The following is a 19,132-nucleotide window of genomic DNA, read 5'->3' on the forward strand; positions in this document are numbered from 1 at the left end:
ATTAACCTTCAGCTTTAGGTTGAGCGGGGATTGCAGAACGCTGTGTCTGTTCGAGAACTTCGAGCAAGATTTCCTGAGTCTTGACAGCATTTTCCATGAGCACTTCGCTCGCGCGTTCGTGGAAGGCTTCGAGAGACTGGTTGAGATGTTCAACAAAGTTGTCTTCTTCTTCGTGTTCTGCGGTATCGCCCGAGAGCTTTTCGAGAATCGTTTCGAGGCCGCTACGCAGCATTTCGAGGTTTGCACTGAGTTCGGACTGGTTCACGCGCATAAGTTCTGCGGTTTCCACAATGTTTCCGCCAAGAGCGTCCGTGGCTTCTTTTTCTTTGACCACGCGGTTGTCGATGCTTTCGGTGAGCGCCTTTTGAGCTTCGAGAAGCACGCTTGATGTTTCGGAAAGTTTTTGGAATGCACCGAGAATGTCGGAAGAAAGGGCGCCGAGCTTTTCGGAGATGTTCTGCGAAAGTTCTGCAGAACCCGCCTGAGCCTTTTCGGCAACTTGGAGAGCCACGTTCTTGAGCGTTTCGAGACCTTCGCGCTGGGAATCCACATTGGCAGTCGTCTTGTCTTCGAGACGCTGCATAAAGTCAGCCCACTGTTCGCTAGACTGCTTGACCTGTTCAGCAACGGAAACACCAATGCTCTTAGAAGCTTCGTCCATAGCATCCTTAGTAAGGTATGCCACATCCATCGTGCCCTTCGCCACATCCTGAAGGCCAGCCTTAACATCGGAAGCAACGCCATCAAGACCCGCCTTGACGTCAGAAGCCACACCGTCGAGCGAGCTCTTGACACCAGCAGAAAGACCATCTAGGCTTGCGTTCAAGGCAGCAGAAATGCCATTAAGCTTATCATCGAGCTTCGACGGGATTGCCTCAACGGACTTGGAGAGCGCACCGATATTTTCGTTAATCGGGCTAAAGGCGTTCGTCACAGAAGCGCCAACGAGTTCGCCAAACTTCTGCGTTGATTCGTTCATATTCGCCACAGCACCAGCAAGAGAATCGTTGACTGTCTTAATGGAAGAAGTCATTTCCGTAGAAACCTTCTGGACAGAATCAACGACATCTTGGTTCAGCTTCGAAGTCATGGCAGAGAGTTCCTCGCCCACCATCGAAACAACACCAGCCAAACCTTCCTTGACCGAAGAGGCGATCACAGACAAATTCTTTTCAACAGATTCAAAGAGGCGTTCAAGCTCGTTCTTGTCTTCTTCAATCACGCCTTCTGCGCTTTCATCTTTTTGCATGTCGAGCGTGAAGGAGTCGAGGTGCGCCATGAATTCATCGCGCTTGGAGCTGAGCACCGTGCGGCTTGCACTCAAAATCAAGGCGGCAAACAAACCACAAAGGCTAGTACCGAAAATGCCCTTCATATTCTGGAAAAGCACCTGAATCGTATCGAGCGTGCCCTGCGTCGTGGAATTGTCAATCGCACCACCGGCGGTTGCCACAGACTGCATAAGGCCGAAGAACGTACCCATAAGGCCAAGGAGAATGACTGTCGAACCCACGCTGCGGTTGAGCGGAATCGAAGAACCCGACGAGAGCACGTCAAAAGCAATCGGAGAATCGAGGCGGATATTCTTTTGCAACAAACGCTTTGCAAGTTCAATTCTCTTCGCGACAACGCCCGTTCCCGGCTCCGGATAAGCGTTCCCTTTTTCGCAAGAATCGATAACTTCGTCTTCGGCGATAATCTGCTTCATCTTGCGGATGGCAGAAAATTGCTCCACCAAGTAAACAGCCATGATGGCGATCATGATAATCCAGCCAAATGCCGGGGCGCCAAAGTAAAGAGCGCCTGCGATAAGGGCTATAAAACCCACCACCGTCAAAATAAGAATCGTATTGAATGCATTTTTCATTTTTTACCTACACATTCTGCGCTTGATAAGGAGCGACTGTTTCAAACAAGTTCAACTGACCGCGAGAGAACCCGCGAAGGAAAAGGGACCATTTGCTCTGGTACCATTCGATAACCTGAGTCGTAAGCCCCTGGGCGTAATCACAAAAATCATCCGTAAATGCAAGGAAGCAGTTTTCGTATGCGTAATGCGGGTTCCAGTAGCGCCCCACATTGCGGGCGCAAGACATTGCGGACGAATAGTAACGGACTGGGCCTTTAGAGGCAAACGCCGCCGCAAAACGTTTTTTCGCAAGCGAGTTCAAGGACGTACGGAGCGAAACAACCATGGCGTTTTCTTTTTCGCGAAGCGAAGCTTCAAGGCACGGCAAAAGCTTCGACACCGGGTCCACCGCACTTTCAGAAAGCCAGTACTTGCAGAGTTTTTCTTGCAACTGCATCACACGACCGTGCATACGCACAAACAACGGTTCGGCATCGCTCACAAGCAAGTGAATCGTCGCCGAATAAAAATTGTTGATGTCCTGCTTGTTGTTCTTGACCGTAAGAGCCCAGCCCTTTTCTTCGTCATGGACCAAGAAATCACCGCCTTCAAGCAAGAGTCGCAAGACTTCATCGGTCGAAAAACGCTGGATCCACTTGGCGCGGAACTCGCTATAAAGTTTTTCGCAATCCTTGAAAATCTGCGGGAAGCCCGATTCGCAAAGTTTCCAAGCAGACTCGCTGTACGAGATGAGCTCGGAACTGCCGACGTTTGCATCCGGATTGTTGAGCATGGCGTCGAGATGTTCAAAGAGCGCAATCGACCACGTGACCATCATGGACTGAGAAAGCGTCGCGACAATAGCCGAGCGATTCGGACGCACGGCCAAGCGTACGCTTGCCCCTGTCATCTTACGTATGGCTCTACGGAAAGCTTCTTCCACGACTACCTCTTAGAAACGCGCTTCGATGTTGTGCCACACGTTGCGGCGGACGCGCTTTTTACTCGTCTTCAAATCAGCGGCTTCACTGCGGATATCGGATTCCTGGTTGTTGCGAATCAAGTCCGTATCGCCATCGAGCTTGCCTTCAGTTTCGAGATAAAGTCCATAGACGTTTTCGGAGATGCTTGTACCGTTCGAAACGACACGACCAGCCCTCACAGACAAGGCATAACGGTTGTGAGCAAACGTGCAACGGGCAAGCGTCACATTGGGGCTTTCATCGACCCAAAGGCCATAATAGTTATTAAAGAAATTGACGTTTTCGAGAGTACCACTAGAACGGAAAATCGTATTGCGGAATGCATTCTCGACAGTCAAGTTCTTGATTTCAAACGGTTGTGCGCTAGACATGATGTGGAAACCATTCCAGTTTGCCACAGAATCGGCTCCACTAAAGACAACGGGTTTATCGTTTGTACCCGCAATTTTCACCGAGCCCTGGATCATGAGCTTTGCAAATTCGCCCATCAAAACGGTCACGCCCGGTTCAATGACGAGCGTATCCGTAGCGCCAACAACCACGCTCTGTTCGAGCACGTAAGGGCTATCCTTTTCTTGCAAAAAGACCTTGTTGTTTTCGGCCACCGGGAACGGCATACCAGAAGCGACTGCCACACTAGCAATTGTCGCCACAGCCACGAGAGAGGAACAGATTAAATTTTTCATTGAACGTTCCTCAAGGTGATTTTCTGATTGACGTTCATGCTCGGAAGCGTATCACCAGCGACAAGGTCGCGAACATCAATAACTGCCACGAGATTCATTTCGGCAGACGAGATGATTCCATGAGTGACATCAAAGAGAACCATGCCATCGCCAACGACATAGTCGCTACTCTTCAGCTGTAAATTCGAAGTCGTGTCCGGGAGTTCGAGGTATTTCACACCCATATGGATTTTAGCCATGCGAACGCCATCCTGAAGGAAAACGTCTTGCAGCGTGAATGTCTTATAAACGGTCGTGGAACTATTACCCTTGCCGAAAATCGGCATCTGGCGTTCCCAGGATTCACCAAGCTTGACCGGCTTTTCGGGGAGAAGCGGCTGAGCCTTGAGGAAAAGCGGAATCAGATTCAGTTCGTCTTCGGAAGGCATATCAAGCGCATTTTCGATAGTCGGATCGGTGATGATGCCATCGTGATCGAGCTTGAACTGGAAATTCTGAATGGATAAATACTTTTCAATATTGCGGAATTCATCGACAGAGCGCTTGTCGCTGGTGTAATCGACGGAATCGATTTTCATCTCGAAGCGGCCCGAGCCATCGTCATACGACATGAGGAGGCTCATCGTGCTGCGAACATTCACGTGGGTTCGCATGGATTCAGGTTCGTTGATGGAATCGCCAGGAATGCTTGCATTCAGCGTCGATTCGAGAACGAACGTCTGCGGGGAAACGGTTTGCGTGTTAAAAGAAAGATGGATTTCGTTCCGTTCGCAGGAACAAAGTGTCAATAGCGCAATAGAGAGTGTTGAGAGCGCGGAGAATGCGCTAAACTTGGTAAAATTCATGCATTAAATTTAAGTAAAAAATATCACGGAGTAGGTGGTTTTGCGCCAGTATCGCCTTTTTCAAGGCGCATCTGCTGGAAAAAGCCTTTCAGAAGGCCAAGGCATTCGTCTGCGAGAACGCCACCCGTGACTTCAACCGCGCGCTTGAGAGCATTGCCGGTAATGACGTCGATGGTGGTGCCGCAGCCGCCGAAACGGGAATCCGGAGAACCGTAAACAATGCGGGAAACACGGCTATTGAGAATGGCTCCTGCGCACATAGGGCATGGTTCGAGCGTCACGTAAAGCGTGCAACCATCCAAGCGCCAGTTGTCAAGCGTGCTTGCGGCAGTGCCAATGGCAATGATTTCGGCATGGGCGGTCGCGTCCTTAAGCTGTTCGACTTGATTGTAGCCCTTCCCTATCACGACTCCGTCTTTTACAATCACGCAACCGATGGGGATTTCCTTCATGTCAAAAGCAATCTGCGCCTGACGAAGCGCCATACGCATGAAACGTTCATCATCAGACGAAAGACGTGGTTCGACAGGCTCACCAACCTTGGCGAGTGACGAGAGATTGGCGTTGCTATCGGTTACGTTATTCATACCTACTTCAACCCTCTTCCGTAGGCGCAGTAGGAGTCTTCTTGCATGTAGTCGCCATCGTGGTAGTAAGCGGCACGGGCGCGGCAACCGCCACAGCGGTCGTTGAATTTGCACTTACTGCAAGCGCCCTTGTATGCCTTTGTACGCAACTGCTTGAAGATTTCGGCATTTGCCCAGATTTCGTCAAACGGCGTATCGTGAACATCGCCCGCTTCTTCCATCATGTAAGCGCAGGGACGCACCTTGCCAATCGGGCTTACGATGCAGTAGTCAAGGCCCGCAAGGCAACCACGGCTGTAACGCGTCTTGATGTCGAGTTGGTCTGCAATGCGCAGGAACTGCGGGGCGCAAGTCGGCTTGACCGGGATTCCGAGCGTGCGGCTCTTTTCCATAATCTTGCGGAGGAGGCCTTCGTATTCGGCAACGCGGAGCGCATGGCCTTCGATTTCCTTGCCTCGACCCACCGGGATGAGGAAGAAGATCTGATGGTTCACGGCACCGATTTCCTTGACCCAGTCCATGATGTCGAAGATTTCGTTCTGGTTCCAGTCCATAATTGTTGTGTGGATCTGAAATGGGAGGCCAGCCGCCTTGCAGTTTTCAATGCCCATCAACGTGAGTTCAAAGGCGTTCGGAAGACCACGGAAATCGTTATGACGCTTGGGATCAATGCTATCAACGCTTATACCCATGGCCATAGCACCCGCTTCCTTGAGCTTGAACGCCAAATCGTGCGTGATGAGCGTTCCGTTGGTACCGAACACCGGGCGGAGTCCACGTTCGCGGGCATGAGCCACAAGTTCCACGATATCCGGGCGCGTCATCGGTTCGCCACCGCTGAAAATCATGATCTTGAATCCGGCCTTTGCAATTTCGTCAATGAGCTTGAGCGCTTCTGATGTCGTGAGTTCGGCAGACTTGTTTTCGCCTGCGTCCTGATAGCAGTGTTTGCACGTCAAGTTACACTTATTCGTTGTCATCCAAGAGACGATCATGCCATAGACCTCATTCAAAATGTTTTTCCACAAATAAATATAGAAAAAGCAAATATATCCTATTATACCACTATATAATTACATTTACTATAGCAAAAATACTATCTTAAAATAGAATGATCCGAAAAGGAGATTCCCGCTCAGTGGCGGGAATGACAATGCAGGATTAGAAATTACACTGTAGATTTTTATGAATAGAAGAAGAGTTGTTATTACTGGTATGGGTGCGGTGACCCCCGTAGGCAAGTCCGCCCCCGAACTTTGGAACGCCATTAAGGCAGGCAAATGCGGCATCGGTCCGATCACATTGTTCGATGCCACGAACTGCCCAGTGAAAATTGCGGCAGAAGTCAAGGATTTTAAGCCTGAAGAACACGGAATTGACCCGAAGGAAGCCCGCCGCATGGCACGCTTCACACAATTCCTCGTCGCCGCCGCAAACGAAGCAGTCAAGGACGCAAGCTTAACGAAGGAAGAAATCGCCGCCGACACGACTGGTATTGTCGCTGGTAACGGACTTGCTGGTATGGACGTTGTTGAAGAAACTTATTGCAAGTACCTCGAAGGCGGTCGCCGTCGCGTCTCGCCGCTCGCCATGCCCGAACTGATTGCAAACGAAGCATGCGCCAACGTATCCATCGCTCTTGGCATCACAGGCTCTGCCTGGACGGTCTGCACCGCCTGTGCCTCCGGCACGGACGCCATCGGCGTTGCCCTTGACGCCGTCCGCTCGGGTCGACTCGACGTCTGCCTCGCCGGCGGTTCCGAAAGCGCCATCACAGACTACTCCATCAAGAGCTTTGCAGGCATGCACGCCCTCACCGACAAGTTCAACGACGCCCCGGAAAAGGCTTCCCGCCCGTTCGACAAGGACCGCAGCGGTTTTGTCATGGGTGAAGCAGGAGCCATCCTCGTGCTCGAAGAACTCGAACACGCCAAGGCCCGCGGTGCAAAGATTTACGCCGAAGTCGCCGGTTACGGTTCTTCAGCTGACGCTTACCACATCACAAGCCCGCGCCCGGGTGGAGAAACTTGCGCCAAGGCAATGATCAAGGCTATGAAGGATGCGGGTATCGCCCCGACGGATGTGGACTACTACAATGCCCACGGTACCTCGACGCATTTGAACGACCTCACCGAAACGCAAATGCTCAAGATTGCACTCGGCGAACACGCCTACAAGATCAAGGTCTCTAGCACCAAGAGCATGACCGGCCACTGCGTCGGTGCAGCAGGCGTTATCGAAGCGATGATTAGCACGCTTGCCATCCGCGATTCGTTCTACCCCGCCACCATCAACCTCGACAACCCGGACGCAGAATGCGACCTCGACTACGTGCCGCACAAAGGCATCGAAGGAAACATCGATGTTGCAGTATCTGCATCGCTTGGCTTTGGCGGTCACAACGGTATCGTCGTCATCAAAAAATTTAAAGATTAACAAAGGAGCCGCTATGTCTGATTGGCTTTTCAAATCCTGGATTAAAGCAACCATTTGCAGCGCAATACTGTTCTTTTTCTACCACCTCTTCATTTCGCAGAAGTTGGAAGAAGAAGTTTCCACTAAAACTAAGGAACAAGAGTAGCTTATGGAACAGAATAAAGATATCGCCGACATCCAAGCGGCCGAAGCGACCTTCCAGAAGAAGAAGAAGTTCATCCTTTGCTACCACAGCTTTAGCGTGAACAACTTCAAGAAGGCGTCCGTCCAGATCAGAAAGCTTGCAGAAGCAGCAGGCTCCCCCATCAGCATTGCGGTCATCCCCGCTTTTGGTGCAGCCCCGGAATCCGAAGCCGAACAGTTCCGCGAAGAACTCGACAAGTTTGTCAAGGAAGGCTACGAGATCATGCTCCACGGTGCACGCCACCGCGCAGACCTCTCGCTGAACCGTAGCATTGCAGGCAAGCTAGCGCTCCTCGTTTCGAACAACGAAGCAGAATTTGCAGGCATCGACGAACGCTTCACGCAGGCGCTCCTCAAGCGCAGTCTTGCACTGTGGAAGGCTCACGGCAACGGCAAGCCCTCTGGCTTTATCCCGCCGATTTGGTTTGGCAACAAGTACCTCAAGGAACAGGCTCTCGAAATTTTCGACTACTACGAAGATTTCCACGGCATTTACCAAAAGGTCAAAGGCAACATCAAGAAGACGAATTCCGCAACGCTTAGCTTCTCGATTTTGCCCACCCCGATTCTCGGTATCGCGCAGACTTACGCCTGCCTTCGTATGCTCTTGCCGGGTGGAGTCCACCGTCTGGTGTTCCACGATAAAGACTTCAGAACGATTGGAGAAAAACGCATTTTGAACATGGTGCGCTACATTTCGACCTTGCGCGAAAAAATCATGTACAAGGACTTGTAATTTCAGGACTTCGCACAAATGATTTTAAATAAGTTTCTATTTAAAATTGATTACAAGTCTTATGAAGACTTGTATAAAAATTTCAAGATAACGATTCCGAACGATTTTAACTTCGCTTATGACGTTGTTGACGAATATGCCAAGACGGAGCCGAAGCGTGAAGCCCTCGTGTGGTGTGACGACAACGACGAAAGCCACATTTACACGTTCAAGGACTTGTCGCTTGCCTCCCAGCGCACGGCGAATTTCCTTGTAGAACAAGGTATCCAGAAGGGCGACCGCGTGATGCTCATTTTGCGCCGCCGCTACGAATTCTGGTTTTTCTTGCTCGCTCTGCACCGCATTGGCGCAATCGCCATCCCGGCAACGAACATGCTCGCCGCCGAGGATTTGGAATACCGATTCAACGCCGCCGAAATCAAGATGGTCGTAACATACGACGACCCCGCCTTGCAAAAGGAAGTGGACAAGGCAAAATCCAAGTGTGAATCGGTCGAAAAGCTCGTGACAGTCGGCCAGACCGCTCGCCAGAACTGGATTAGCTTCTACGACGACTATGAACTTTTCCCATCGACGTTTGAACGCCCCGTTGGCGATGCAGCTACGCATAACGACGACATCATGATTGTCTATTTCACGAGCGGCACGAGCTCAAATCCGAAGATGGTGGCACACACGTACACCTACCCGCTCGGACACATTGTAACCGCCAAGTACTGGCAACACGTTGTGGACGGTGGCCGTCACTTGACCGTTGCCGAAACAGGCTGGGCCAAGGCTCTCTGGGGCAAGATTTACGGACAGTGGATTGCTGGAAGCGCCGTATTCACTTACGACATGACCACGTTCATCCCGGGCAAGCTCCTCGAGAAGATGGCGGAATACAAGGTGACGACATTCTGCGCACCGCCGACCGTATACCGCTACATTTTGCAGCATGGCCTCAGCAAGTACGATCTTTCGAGTTTGCAATACTGCACCACCGCAGGCGAAGCATTGAACTTGGATATTTACAACAGGTTCTATGAGCAGACGGGCATCCGCATGCAGGAAGGCTACGGACAGACCGAGCTTACGCTTACCACGGGTAACTTTGGCTTTAGCGAACCGCATCCGGGTTCTATCGGCAAACCCTCTCCAGGCTACCAGATGGAAATCATCAATGCCGAAGGTAAACCCTGTGCCGCCGAAGAAGTCGGTGAACTTATCATCAAGATTGACCAGGGCAAGCCTTTTGGCATGTTCGGCGGTTACTACCGCGATGCAGAACGCACCGAGAAAGTCTTTGAAGGCGGCGTGTACCACACAGGCGATACGGCTTACAGAGACAAGGACGGATTCTTCTGGTTCGTGGGCCGCACCGATGACTTGATCAAGAGCTCCGGTTACCGCATCAGCCCCTTCGAAGTGGAAGAAGTGTTGCACAAGCACCCTGCCGTTTTGGAAGTCGCTGTAACAGGCGTTGAAGATAAGTCTCGCGGTCAAGCGGTCAAGGCAACGGTCGTTTTGCAGAAGGGCTACGAAGCCTCCAAGGAACTTGCGAAGGAAATCCAGCTCTTTGCAAAGAACATTGCCGCAAGCTACAAGAGCCCGCGCATCATTGACTTTGTGACGGAACTGCCAAAGACGATTAGCGGAAAGATTCGCCGAGCGACCATCCGCGACAAGGATACCGCCGAGAATGTGACTGCGCCGGACGAAGCGAATGCGGAAAACGCCGCAAGCGAAACGTCTGAGGAAAAGTAATGAAAAACGCACCCTTCGGGGTGCGTTTTTTGCGAGATGTGTTCGTTTTAACAAGATGCGCGGACCGCTGGGAATGCGCAAAAAAATGCGCCGCCGCTATAATTTTTTGAACACGCGCTTCGCGGCTTCAATGGTACGGTCGATTTCATCTTCGGTGTGAGCGGCGCTCACGAAGATGGCTTCGAACTGGCTCGGCGCAAAGTAGAATCCTTCGTCAAGCATGCCGAGGAAATACTTGCGGAAAAGTTTCAAATCGGATTTTTGCACGTCGGCAAAGCACGTGACCGGCCCTTCCGTAAAGAAGATGCAGCCCATAGAACCGACTTGGTTTGTAGCAAGCGGAATGCCCGCTTCGGTTGCAGCGGTCTTAAGCCCAGTAATCAAGCGTTTCGTCATGGCTTCGGCATGTACATAGTATTCCGGATGAGTATGCAGTTCACGCATAGTGGCAAGTCCTGCCGCCATCGCGACCGGGTTCCCCGAAAGCGTCCCCGCCTGATAAATTCCACCGAGCGGGGCAATTTGCTGCATCACGTCCAAGCGACCACCATAAGCGCCCACCGGCATGCCACCGCCAATGATTTTTCCGAAAGTCGTGAGGTCCGGCTTAATGCCATAGAGACCTTGTGCGCAATGAATCCCGACACGGAAACCGGTCATGACTTCATCGACAATGAGCAAAGCGCCATGTTTTTTAGTTTCTTCAGAAAGCGTCTGCAAGAACTCCGGCTTCGCAGGGACAACGCCCATGTTGCCAGCCACCGGTTCTACTATCACACCTGCGATTTCATCACCAATCTTGTCGAAAAGTTCCTTAACGCCCGCCACATCGTTGTACTGGAGCGTGAGCGTGTACTTTGCCAAGTCCGCAGGCACACCCTTGCTGCTCGGCTTGCCCGTCGTGAGCATGCCCGAGCCCGCCTTGATAAGCAAGCTATCGCTATGGCCGTGATAGCAACCTTCGAATTTCACAATCTTATCGCGACCGGTAAAACCGCGAGCCGCACGAATCGCACTCATCGTCGCTTCGGTCCCGCTGTTCACCATGCGAATCATCTCGACGCTCGGCACAAGGCTCATCACGAGCTTTGCAAGTTCCGATTCAAGACCGCACGGGGCGCCAAAACTGAGGCCATTCTGAGCTGTATCAGCAACAGCCTTAATCACTGCATCGTGCGCATGCCCCAAAAGCATCGGGCCCCAGCTGCCCACGTAATCAATGTAATCGTTGCCATCCACATCGTAAATGTGGCAACCCTTGGCACGCTTGATAAACGGAGGCGTCGCCCCCACATTGCTAAACGCACGCACAGGACTGTTCACGCCGCCCGGCATGAGCGTTTTTGCTTCTGCAAACAACTTTTCGCTCAAAGAGTGATTCATATAACTACTCCTTAACAATATGCACCACACGCTGCGGGAACGGGATGGAAATACCGACTTCGTCAAAGCGTTCCTTCACAGCCTTCATGTACTTGCAACGCATATCCCAGTAATTTGCGGTCTTGACCCAGACTCTCATGTTCACGGCAACAGCGCTATCATCCAGCGACGAAACAAAGAACGACGGTTCCGGATTTTTCAGGACTTCTGGGTCCGCATTCACAAGTTGTTTCATTTCGTTCATCGCCTTTTCAGCAGAATCCGCATAATCAATGCCAAAAGCCAAATCAAGACGGCGGCTCGGATTGCGGCTAAAGTTGACAATCGGAGCTCCCCACAGCATGCTGTTCGGAGCAGAAACGTAAAGACCATCCAACGAGATAAGCGTCGTGTTGAAAAGCCCCACGCCTACAATTTTTCCCTTCAAAGAACCGCATTCGATATAATCCGAAGCGCGGAACGGATGGAGGAACAGCAAAAGAATTCCCGACGCAATGTTGCCAAGCGTATCCTTCAAGGCAAGGCCAATAGCAAGAGAAGCGGCACCGATTACAGTCACGATTCCTGCGGTGTTCACACCGAGAATATGGAGAATCATGAGCAAACCGACAATGTACAGCGCATAAGAGAACAACGAATAAAGCAACGGCTTTACCGATTCATCAGCGCCCTTCTTAATGGCAAAACTAAGAATAAACTTTATAATCGCCAAGATAATGGCGATAACAATAAGCACTGTCGCAATTTCAACGATGTCCTGAGCAATAGAATTCGTGACACCGAGATTTTTCAAGAAAGCTTCGTATTCTTTCATTTTAGCATCCCTTTTTAATTGTCATCCCGGAATCTGTTCCGGGATCGCCTTTTTACAAAATCTTATTTTACAGAATTTTATTTTCCAAAATTTCCTTGGCGTGGTACGTAATGATGATATCAGCACCGGCGCGTTTGAACGCAATCATGTTTTCGCGGATAATCGATTTTTCATCAATCCAGCCCATTTTTGCAGCAGCCTTGACCATCGAATATTCGCCACTTACGTTATACACAGCGACCGGCACGTTGCTGATTTCTGCCGTCTGGCGAAGCACATCGAGAAATGCGAGGCCAGGCTTTACCATCACGATATCTGCACCCTCTTCAAGATCGAGTTCCACTTCATGGAGCGCTTCGCGACCATTGCGTACGTCCATCTGGTAACTCTTGCGGTTGCCGAAATGCGGAGCGGAATCAGCGGCATCGCGGAACGGACCATAATAAGCGCTAGCGAACTTCGCGCTGTAACCCATAATCGGCGTATTTGTAAAGCCAGCATTGTCAAGAGCTTCGCGGAGAGCCGTGATGTGGCCATCCATCATGTCACTCGGAGCAACCATGTCGGCACCGGCAGCCACCTGCGAAACAGCGGTCTTTGCCAAAAGTTCAAGCGTCGGATCATTATCCACATCGCCATCCTTGATGATGCCGCAATGGCCATGACTCATGTATTCGCAAAGGCACACGTCCGTAATCACGTACAAACTCGGGAACTTCGCCTTGATAGCACGCACGGCACGCTGCACAATGCCATTCTTATCATAAGCCGAAGTCGCCATTTCGTCCTTGTGATCCGGGATACCGAACAGCAAAATGGACTTGATGCCAAGCGCGACACAGCTTTCAAGTTCCTTCAAGATTTCATCAATCGAGAAACGGAACTGGTTCGGCATGGACGGAATTTCTTCTTTAACGCCCGTTCCTTCAACCACGAACATCGGGTAAACGAGGGCATCGGGATTTACAGCAGTTTCTGCAACCATGTTGCGGATAACTTCATTTCTACGTAAACGACGAGGACGAATAATCATAATAACTATTCCTTTTTGAAATCTTTTTCAATTTGCACAAGGTCTTCGGCCCATTCGGTCTGGATTTTCTGCTTGAGCTTTTTAGCGAGCGAAGGAGCGCGGCCCTGCGTAGAGACGGTCACGGCAATGTTTTCGCCAAAGTCCATGCGGGCAGGCACAATGAAATCGCCGTCGAGGTAATCGCAAGCGTTATTCACGAGAATGCGACGAGCGCGTGCATCGTTAGAAACTTGGGCATTGACGGCAGGCTGGTCGGTACAAATGAAAACCATGAAAACACAACGCAAATCAAGCGGTTCGTAAGGGCGCTGCTTTAATGTGATAGAAGAGGGCTCTACAGATGCTGAATTCGAGAAACAACTGGATTCTTCACTTCGTTCAGAATGACGACAAAGCGCACTAAATTCGGGGTCGATTTGCGGAGCGACAACGGTAATGTGAGCGCCGGTCGGGATAAGCGTTTTCACCTTGCGCAGAGCAATGCGGCCACCGCCCACCACAAGCACGTTACGCCCTTCGAGATTAAGCTCGATGGAGAAGAGGTTTGAGCTATGGGAGCGCTCCTGTGGAGCTTTGAGTAGCGAGGTCACACCAGCGGCGCTTTGAGAAATTTCATTCTGTGCATTGCGAATACCGCACACAACCATGCTCGAAAATTCTTTCCAATCGCCAAGGCAAGGCAAAAGCGTAATCGGAATTTGCGGAAATTCCGCCTGCAATTTTGCAACCACTCGCGGCACATCATTCTTTGTATGCTGGCCATTCAACAGCAAATACGGCAGAAGCGTCACCGATTCTACGTCTTCGCGCAAAAGCGTGCGGAGGTCGTTTTCCAAATCTAACAAACTTGTGCTCGCCACGCGCGTACCCGGCAAGTCATGATGCAAGCGGTCGAGAATTTCTTCGAATCCTTTGTACGCACCCGGCAAAATGCAATGATGAGCGATGATAAGAATAGCTTTCATTAAGCATTCTCCCCCATCGTGTAATACTTCACGATTTTTTTGACGAGCGAATCCATCGTTGTTTCATCAGAGGTGACCGTTTCAAAGCCATGCTTTTTCGCGGAAGCTTCAGTCATGCGACCAATACAGAATGAAGTATGTGGGCAATGGTCAAAGGAGATCCCCGCCTTCGCGGGGATGACAGCACAAAAATTCTCGACAGCGCTAGAACTGGCGAAGACGATTGCATCGGCTGAGGCAATAGCTTCACATTTCCATTCAGGGAGTTCAGCAACCGGCAGTGTTTCGTAAACCGTCCAGCGGGTTGCTTTCGGTAAGAGTTTGAGCAAAGTATCGTCTGCAAGATTGCCTTGCAAAAGAAGAATACGAGATTCGTCGTCAACCACTTCGCGCAACAACAAACCTAGTCCTTCGCCGGTGTGGTCTTTAGGAACGTAATCGCAACGGATGCCGTATTCAAGCAACTTCTTTTCGGTGATTTTTCCGACACTTGCAATTTTCTTGCCAGCTAGAATGCGAATGTCATTACCCGAAGCGAGCAACTGCGTAAAGAAAGATTCAACACCATTCGTGCTTGTGAAAGCGAGAATGTCAAAATTTTTGAGGTCTTCGAATTCGACAGGCTCAGCAACCATATTTTCAGAAGAATTGGAGATGCCGGAACGGAGTCCGGCATGACAACAAGGGAAAACATCCCGTGTCTCAATCATCGGAGTTTCGATAACTTCGGCACCGAGAGCTGTCAGTCGAGCAGTAATCCCACTAGATTGTTTTGCGGCACGCGTTACAACCAAGCGCTTGCCCGAAAGCGGCAAATTCTTTTTCCACGCAAGAGTCTTGCCAAGTTCAACCACACCACCCATAATCGTAATTGCGGGTGCAGTCACATTTTCACGGACAATGGTCTCGCCCGCTGTTTCAAGCGTTGCCATAACGGTACGCTGGTTCGGGGTTGTCCCTTTTTCGATAAACGCAAGCGGAGTCTTCGGGTCTTTGCCACACTCGATTAAACGACGTGCAATAAAGTCCATATTGGCAATGCCCATCAAAAAGATGAGCGTCCCCTGGCACTTCGCGAGATTTTCAAAGTCTAAAGAAAGCGAATCACCAGCCTCGGCTTTTTCATGCCCTGTGATGATATGGAAACTTGTTGCAATTCCACGATGGCTCACGGGAATGCCCGCATAGGCAGGCACAGCGATGGCAGAGGTCACGCCAGGCACAACTTCAAATTCGACTCCAGCAGCGACAAGTTCCAAAGCCTCCTCGCCACCACGCCCAAACACAAACGGGTCGCCGCCCTTCAAACGAGCTACGGTCGCGCCCGGCATTTCAACGGCAAATTTTACCAGGAGTTTATTAATTTCGGACTGTTTCACCTTGTGGTGCGTCGGCATTTTACCCACATCCACCATCTTTGCTTTCGGATTACATAACGAGAGCACACCCGGTGAAACCAAACGATCGTAAACCACAACATCGGCTTTTTCAAGAATCGTCTTTCCGCGCACGGTTAAAAGCCCAGGATCGCCAGGGCCCGCGCCAATCAAATAAACTTTGCCAAAATGATTCGAATTTTCCATCGAAACCAAATTTAGAAAAACTTCGCCATTAAAATTTTGCCTATATTTTTTAGCATGAATAGTTCTAGAGCAAAGCTTCGCGACGAAGTCTATACACAGATGATGTGTGCCCAGGCACGCCTTTCCAAAGACCAAAACACCCAAATGGGTGCCGTTCTTGTGAGCGCCGACGGGCGTGTTATTAGCACGGGTTACAATGGAGCTCCGGCCGGATTCGACGACGAGACCGTTCCGTACACGCGCGAAAAGCAACTCCTCGCTTACGATTTGCTAGACGCCGACTCAGGTGAGCTTTTGAGCCACCACGAATTCGAGGCGAACAAGTATCCGTTCATGGTCCATGCCGAAATCAACGCGCTCCACTATGCCCGCGGTAAGGTTCCTCCGGGTTCCAAGCTCTACGTGATTGGATTTCCGTGCGAACGCTGCTCATTGGACATTAGCCTTTCGGGCGTTGCCGAAGTATTCGTGACCAAGGACGATTACGATCCGAAGTCCACGCTGAACAACAGCCGAGATACAGCTTATTACATGTTCGCACAGGCTGGAATTATCGTAACGCTTTGCGGCAAACGAATCAAGCCCGTTGTATCGAAGCCTGAAAAAAAGTAACGTATAAATTGCCACGTTGCTCTGCGACTCGCAATAACGAAAAGATTTGACTAAAGAAAGTAGTCCCGCACATCCAAAATGCGCGGGATTTTTTTGCGATACAAGATGGCGATTCCGCCCCGAAATAAAAGCAACCAAGGCGAACGCTGCGAAAATGCTTGCATTTTCATAGCTGAGCCGAAGGGCTTTGTACTTGTACAAAGCCGGGGTGACAAAAAGGCCAGGAAGACAGCGCTATTTATAATTGCTTTTGAATTTCGCGGGCAAGTTCAACGCCCAAGTTCTTAGCATGCAGAACGCAATCCGCAGAGTTCAAATCAAGCGCGCCCGAGTTTTCTGCACGGAGCAGTTTTTCTGATTTTTCGTCCCAGTAAATACCGCGGATTTTCAAAGTCTGCGCAATTCTATTAGCATTCTCTTCGAGTGCGCCACAAGTGCCGCGATTTTCAGCACTATCATCGGAAATAAATTCCGCGAAACTTGCCACCGGGAATTGGCAACCGGCATTGAGCGCCTTTAAATACGCCATTTCAGCAGAAGCGATGCAGAATGTCGCAACATCGTTCACGCGAGCGAGAATCTGCGCAAGGTCGTTACAAATCGCCCTCGATCCTTCGACTTCGCACACAGTGCTTCGCTCAGGATGACAAGTGTCAGAATCGGCAAGAGTTTCAATCGCGAGGATTCCCTGACCACTTGCGGGGAGCATCTGTTCGGTGCTAAAATATTCCGTTACCTGGTCAGCAAGCCCCATACGCTTAAGCCCTGCCGCCGCAAGCACAACACCATCAAGTTCCGCAAGTTTGCCAATGCGAGTCTGGATGTTTCCGCGAATCGGCACATATTCCAAATCCGGGCGGAGCGCTTTGAGCTGTACCACACGGCGAATACTACCCGTACCCACGCAAGCGCCAGCCGGCAAATCCATAAAGCGGACCCCAGCAGCACCACCACGCGAAAGGAACGCATCTCGCGGGTCTTCACGTTTGAGGACTGCAGCAAGTTTGAACTGCGGCAGCACTTCGGCAGGCATATCCTTCAAACTGTGAATCGCAATATCGGCACGATCTTCGAGGAGTGCAATTTCTAGTTCCTTGATGAACACGCCCTTGCCGCCAAAGCTCGCCAACGACTTATCCAAACGACGATCGCCTTCGGTTGTCATAGAGACTAGCTCATAAGTCAACGGTTCTGCAGCCGCATTCGCAGCGACAATAGCATCTGCCGCCATCGTCGTCTGGGCCAAAGCCAAAGCGCTCTTGCGCGTTGCAATACGTAATTTCAAGTCACTCACAGCAAGCCTCCTCTAATTTCTAGGAGATTTCGAATCCAAACACTTCAGGAAAACCTGCACATCTTCAGGAGAATTTTCGGCTTTGACTTTATACAGAAAGTCATTTGCCATTTTCTTCGCAAATCGTTCGTACATCATCTGGATGCGGTGGCGATCATCTTCCGAAAGTTCCGGCATAGAGCGCAATAACTTTTCAGATTCTTCATTTGCCGTCGTAAGCATTTTCTCGGCATGCAAATGAATTTGCTTAGAAACCTCGTCCATGCGGTTCCAATGCAAGAATTCGTCGAGACCTTCTTTCAAGATTTTCTGAGCCGCATCAAGTTCAATCATGCGCAAACGCCGGTTTTCTGAGACGATTTTTTCAAGGTCATCAACGCAGACGTATTCAACACCCGGAAGTTCGCCAATAGAAGCTTCAGCATTGCGCGGGCTACCGAGATCGATAATCAATCGCTTTGAAGGGGTGGTCACAGCAGACAAACCTTCACTGGATGGGGCTGCATGCAGCCCCAACTCTTCGGCTCGGTTATAAAAATGATCTTTTTCATTTTTGCAACGCTCGCCTTCTGAGTTGTCTTCGCGATACACAGGATGATATAAAGCAAGAGCCTTAACAAATTCATCTTTCGTCACAATCGGTTCCTGACAAGCGCTGCAAAGAATCACGACATCGCACTTGCCAAGAACTTCGTAGCGGTCTTCGAATTTCACAGGAGTAAGCACATCTGCAAATTTTTCGGCATTCGCAAAAGTCTTGCTACTTGCAAAAATCTTGGTCGTATTCTCTTGTACATATTTGAGCATCAACGAACCCATTTCGCCAAGCCCCACGATGTACACAGTACGATTTTCAAGATCGTCAAAAGTCTTCTGCACTTGTTTCATCGCCAAGAACGGAATATTGCAACTGAGCTTGCTCAAATTCGTCTCAGTCTTGATACGCTTTGTCGTATGGATTGCGCTCTGGAAAAGCTTGTTCAGCGTATTGCCCGTCGCATTCAGCTGGTGAGCCGTTTCGTACGCACGACCAATCTGGTGCAAAATCTGATCCTCGCCCATGGCTACAGAATCAAGACCCGCACACACGTTCATCACATGGTGCGCAACATCATCACCCGACTTAAAATAAAAGAACTTCGCAAAATCATCGTAGTCTTGACGGGCAAGTCCACACACATAACGAACGAGTTCACCATCAGTGATTTCACGGTCGCTCGCCACATAGACTTCCGTGCGGTTACACGTTGCCAAAATCAAAAGTTCATCAAACGGAGAATGCGTCAACGCCTCGGTCTTTACATCCATCGGGATATAAAACTTTTCGCGAATCGCGATTTCAGCCACCTTGTGGCTCATGCCTGCCATGTAAATTTTGCGCATAGTCCAAAGATAGA

The 19,132-nt window shown here is 50.4% G+C and carries 18 protein-coding genes; 5 read left to right on the forward strand and 13 right to left on the reverse strand.

Going from position 1 to position 19,132, the window contains the following annotated elements; all coding sequences use genetic code 11:
• Position 1: 1 nt before the first annotated feature.
• Genes B7991_RS13085 through nirJ2 form a run of 6 tightly spaced genes read right to left on the reverse strand, consistent with a single transcriptional unit; the run spans position 2 to position 5,945 of the window.
• The gene (locus tag B7991_RS13085; RefSeq protein WP_088631231.1) at positions 2-1,867 is read right to left on the reverse strand and encodes a fimbrial protein; all 1,866 of its coding nucleotides are present in this window, start codon (positions 1,865-1,867) and stop codon (positions 2-4) included.
• Positions 1,868-1,874: 7 nt separating this feature from the next.
• The gene (locus B7991_RS13090; protein WP_014545122.1) at positions 1,875-2,792 is read right to left on the reverse strand and encodes a hypothetical protein; all 918 of its coding nucleotides are present in this window, start codon (positions 2,790-2,792) and stop codon (positions 1,875-1,877) included.
• 9 nt (positions 2,793-2,801) lie between these two features.
• The gene (locus tag B7991_RS13095) at positions 2,802-3,518 is read right to left on the reverse strand and encodes a right-handed parallel beta-helix repeat-containing protein (RefSeq protein ID WP_085490267.1); all 717 of its coding nucleotides are present in this window, start codon (positions 3,516-3,518) and stop codon (positions 2,802-2,804) included.
• Positions 3,515-4,363, reverse strand: a complete 849-nt coding sequence (locus B7991_RS13100; protein ID WP_088631232.1) for a hypothetical protein — start codon at positions 4,361-4,363, stop codon at positions 3,515-3,517. Before B7991_RS13100 ends, B7991_RS13095 begins: the two co-directional genes overlap by 4 nt.
• Positions 4,364-4,386: 23 nt before the next feature.
• Positions 4,387-4,950 carry a tRNA adenosine(34) deaminase TadA gene (tadA, locus tag B7991_RS13105; protein ID WP_235002967.1) on the reverse strand — a complete coding sequence of 188 codons (564 nt, stop codon included), beginning with the start codon at positions 4,948-4,950 and terminating at the stop codon, positions 4,387-4,389.
• Positions 4,951-4,952: 2 nt separating this feature from the next.
• Complete coding sequence (gene nirJ2 / locus B7991_RS13110) at positions 4,953-5,945, reverse strand: putative heme d1 biosynthesis radical SAM protein NirJ2 (RefSeq protein WP_088631233.1); 993 nt, start codon at positions 5,943-5,945, stop codon at positions 4,953-4,955.
• A gap of 190 nt (positions 5,946-6,135) precedes the next feature.
• Here nirJ2 and fabF point away from each other — a divergent pair, with 190 nt between their 5' ends.
• From fabF to B7991_RS13125, 4 genes are read left to right on the forward strand one after another with little or no spacing between them, the layout of a single operon-like run.
• Positions 6,136-7,386, forward strand: a complete 1,251-nt coding sequence (gene fabF, locus B7991_RS13115) for a beta-ketoacyl-ACP synthase II (RefSeq protein WP_088631234.1) — start codon at positions 6,136-6,138, stop codon at positions 7,384-7,386.
• A gap of 13 nt (positions 7,387-7,399) precedes the next feature.
• On the forward strand, positions 7,400-7,531 hold the full coding sequence (locus tag B7991_RS15185; RefSeq protein ID WP_254917976.1) for a hypothetical protein: 132 nt from the start codon (positions 7,400-7,402) through the stop codon (positions 7,529-7,531).
• A 3-nt stretch (positions 7,532-7,534) separates the two neighbouring features.
• The gene (locus tag B7991_RS13120; RefSeq protein WP_015732489.1) at positions 7,535-8,305 is read left to right on the forward strand and encodes a polysaccharide deacetylase family protein; all 771 of its coding nucleotides are present in this window, start codon (positions 7,535-7,537) and stop codon (positions 8,303-8,305) included.
• Positions 8,306-8,323: 18 nt separating this feature from the next.
• Positions 8,324-10,051 carry an AMP-binding protein gene (locus tag B7991_RS13125; protein WP_088631235.1) on the forward strand — a complete coding sequence of 576 codons (1,728 nt, stop codon included), beginning with the start codon at positions 8,324-8,326 and terminating at the stop codon, positions 10,049-10,051.
• Between the two features lie 96 nt (positions 10,052-10,147).
• On the opposite strand, the gene hemL is transcribed toward B7991_RS13125, so the two are convergent.
• The 5 genes from hemL to cobA all read right to left on the reverse strand — a co-directional run bounded on the left by hemL (position 10,148) and on the right by cobA (position 15,829).
• Positions 10,148-11,434, reverse strand: coding sequence for a glutamate-1-semialdehyde 2,1-aminomutase (gene hemL / locus B7991_RS13130; protein ID WP_088631236.1), 1,287 nt, complete (start codon positions 11,432-11,434; stop codon positions 10,148-10,150).
• Positions 11,435-11,438: 4 nt separating this feature from the next.
• Positions 11,439-12,248, reverse strand: coding sequence for a mechanosensitive ion channel family protein (locus B7991_RS13135; protein WP_088631237.1), 810 nt, complete (start codon positions 12,246-12,248; stop codon positions 11,439-11,441).
• 67 nt (positions 12,249-12,315) lie between these two features.
• The gene (gene hemB, locus B7991_RS13140; protein WP_088631238.1) at positions 12,316-13,281 is read right to left on the reverse strand and encodes a porphobilinogen synthase; all 966 of its coding nucleotides are present in this window, start codon (positions 13,279-13,281) and stop codon (positions 12,316-12,318) included.
• A 5-nt stretch (positions 13,282-13,286) separates the two neighbouring features.
• Complete coding sequence (locus tag B7991_RS13145; RefSeq protein WP_088631239.1) at positions 13,287-14,246, reverse strand: NAD(P)-dependent oxidoreductase; 960 nt, start codon at positions 14,244-14,246, stop codon at positions 13,287-13,289.
• On the reverse strand, positions 14,246-15,829 hold the full coding sequence (cobA, locus tag B7991_RS13150) for a uroporphyrinogen-III C-methyltransferase (protein ID WP_088631240.1): 1,584 nt from the start codon (positions 15,827-15,829) through the stop codon (positions 14,246-14,248). Before cobA ends, B7991_RS13145 begins: the two co-directional genes overlap by 1 nt.
• Positions 15,830-15,883: 54 nt before the next feature.
• Between cobA and B7991_RS13155 the strand changes: the two genes are divergently transcribed.
• Positions 15,884-16,441 (forward strand): CMP deaminase, encoded by a 558-nt coding sequence (locus B7991_RS13155; protein WP_085490262.1) that lies wholly within the window; start codon positions 15,884-15,886, stop codon positions 16,439-16,441.
• A gap of 238 nt (positions 16,442-16,679) precedes the next feature.
• Here the strand turns inward: B7991_RS13155 and hemC are convergent, their stop codons facing one another.
• Together hemC and B7991_RS13165 are read right to left on the reverse strand one after the other, a co-directional pair.
• A complete protein-coding gene (gene hemC / locus B7991_RS13160; RefSeq protein WP_088631241.1) occupies positions 16,680-17,735 on the reverse strand; it encodes a hydroxymethylbilane synthase in 1,056 nt (351 codons plus the stop codon).
• Between the two features lie 12 nt (positions 17,736-17,747).
• Positions 17,748-19,118, reverse strand: a complete 1,371-nt coding sequence (locus B7991_RS13165) for a glutamyl-tRNA reductase (RefSeq protein WP_088631242.1) — start codon at positions 19,116-19,118, stop codon at positions 17,748-17,750.
• Between the last annotated feature and the right edge of the window lie 14 nt (positions 19,119-19,132).

The organism is Fibrobacter sp. UWB3 (assembly GCF_002210405.1).
In the GTDB taxonomy this organism is placed as follows: Bacteria; Fibrobacterota; Fibrobacteria; order Fibrobacterales; family Fibrobacteraceae; genus Fibrobacter.

What these genes read in the sequence shown, in the direction of transcription:
- B7991_RS13085 (WP_088631231.1), bottom strand. Translation starts at nt 1,867, where the DNA reads ATGAAAAATGCATTCAATACGATTCTTATTTTGACGGTGGTGGGTTTT.
- nirJ2 (WP_088631233.1), bottom strand. Translation starts at nt 5,945, where the DNA reads ATGATCGTCTCTTGGATGACAACGAATAAGTGTAACTTGACGTGCAAA.
- hemL (WP_088631236.1), bottom strand. Translation starts at nt 11,434, where the DNA reads ATGAATCACTCTTTGAGCGAAAAGTTGTTTGCAGAAGCAAAAACGCTC.
- B7991_RS13145 (WP_088631239.1), bottom strand. Translation starts at nt 14,246, where the DNA reads ATGAAAGCTATTCTTATCATCGCTCATCATTGCATTTTGCCGGGTGCG.
- tadA (WP_235002967.1), bottom strand. Translation starts at nt 4,950, where the DNA reads ATGAATAACGTAACCGATAGCAACGCCAATCTCTCGTCACTCGCCAAG.
- B7991_RS13155 (WP_085490262.1), top strand. Translation starts at nt 15,884, where the DNA reads ATGAATAGTTCTAGAGCAAAGCTTCGCGACGAAGTCTATACACAGATG.
- B7991_RS13135 (WP_088631237.1), bottom strand. Translation starts at nt 12,248, where the DNA reads ATGAAAGAATACGAAGCTTTCTTGAAAAATCTCGGTGTCACGAATTCT.
- B7991_RS15185 (WP_254917976.1), top strand. Translation starts at nt 7,400, where the DNA reads ATGTCTGATTGGCTTTTCAAATCCTGGATTAAAGCAACCATTTGCAGC.
- fabF (WP_088631234.1), top strand. Translation starts at nt 6,136, where the DNA reads ATGAATAGAAGAAGAGTTGTTATTACTGGTATGGGTGCGGTGACCCCC.
- B7991_RS13120 (WP_015732489.1), top strand. Translation starts at nt 7,535, where the DNA reads ATGGAACAGAATAAAGATATCGCCGACATCCAAGCGGCCGAAGCGACC.
- B7991_RS13125 (WP_088631235.1), top strand. Translation starts at nt 8,324, where the DNA reads ATGATTTTAAATAAGTTTCTATTTAAAATTGATTACAAGTCTTATGAA.
- B7991_RS13095 (WP_085490267.1), bottom strand. Translation starts at nt 3,518, where the DNA reads ATGAAAAATTTAATCTGTTCCTCTCTCGTGGCTGTGGCGACAATTGCT.
- hemB (WP_088631238.1), bottom strand. Translation starts at nt 13,281, where the DNA reads ATGATTATTCGTCCTCGTCGTTTACGTAGAAATGAAGTTATCCGCAAC.
- B7991_RS13100 (WP_088631232.1), bottom strand. Translation starts at nt 4,363, where the DNA reads ATGAATTTTACCAAGTTTAGCGCATTCTCCGCGCTCTCAACACTCTCT.
- B7991_RS13165 (WP_088631242.1), bottom strand. Translation starts at nt 19,118, where the DNA reads ATGCGCAAAATTTACATGGCAGGCATGAGCCACAAGGTGGCTGAAATC.
- cobA (WP_088631240.1), bottom strand. Translation starts at nt 15,829, where the DNA reads ATGGAAAATTCGAATCATTTTGGCAAAGTTTATTTGATTGGCGCGGGC.